The organism is Aerococcus sp. L_32 (genome assembly GCF_050689315.1).
The window spans coordinates 1-683 of record NZ_JBOEQF010000993.1; the positions used below are offsets into that span (position 1 = coordinate 1).

Here is a 683-nt window from a genome sequence, read left to right on the forward strand (position 1 = left end):
CCTAGCTAAGGTCCGCATGTTGGCGATGTCCTTTTTGCCGTAGGTATAGTCAAAGCCCGCTACAACCGATCTGGCATGCAAGCCTACCATATATCGGTCCACAAATTCTTGCGGTTTCAAAGCGGAGAATGATGACGTTAACTGGGTAACATAAAGATAGTCCACACCAAGCTGAGTCATTAACCGCTCTTTTTCGACTAGAGTGGTTAAATAAGTCACTTCTTCAGGGTGTATTTGTTGATACATGATGCGTGGCGCCATATTAAAAGTCATCACAGCTAGTGGTAATTGCAAACGGTCAGCCTCATCACGAGCAGCTTGAATAACCGCCTGGTGGCCTCTGTGGACCCCGTCAAAAAAACCCAAAGCTAGGACAACATCGCCCGCATAGATCGTTGATTGTTCAAAGGGATGGTGTAAATTTATCGTTTTCATTCAGTATCGTCCAATCTTTAAAACATTTTACTTGGTTTTATTTTACCATCTTTACTTGGATGGACATCATAAAGCGCCTTTAACTTGTCGTCGATATAAGCCGTCACCGGTAATTGGTCTCTTAAATCAGCAGGTAACGTCGCTAATTCTAGGACCGACCCATTTTCCACCAATTTCACTAAGTGGCTATCCTCAGCCGGAACCTGCCAAACTGGATATGCTGATAAGGTCGATTCAACTGGTACCAG

Annotated in this window: 2 pseudogenes; both read right to left on the bottom strand. The window is 44.2% G+C overall.

Annotated elements, in window-relative coordinates:
- Positions 1-435: pseudogene (locus tag ACRCJ0_RS17795) on the bottom strand (bifunctional riboflavin kinase/FAD synthetase); the annotation flags it as partial.
- A gap of 17 nt (positions 436-452) precedes the next feature.
- A pseudogene (truB, locus tag ACRCJ0_RS17800) lies at positions 453-683 on the bottom strand (tRNA pseudouridine(55) synthase TruB); the annotation flags it as partial.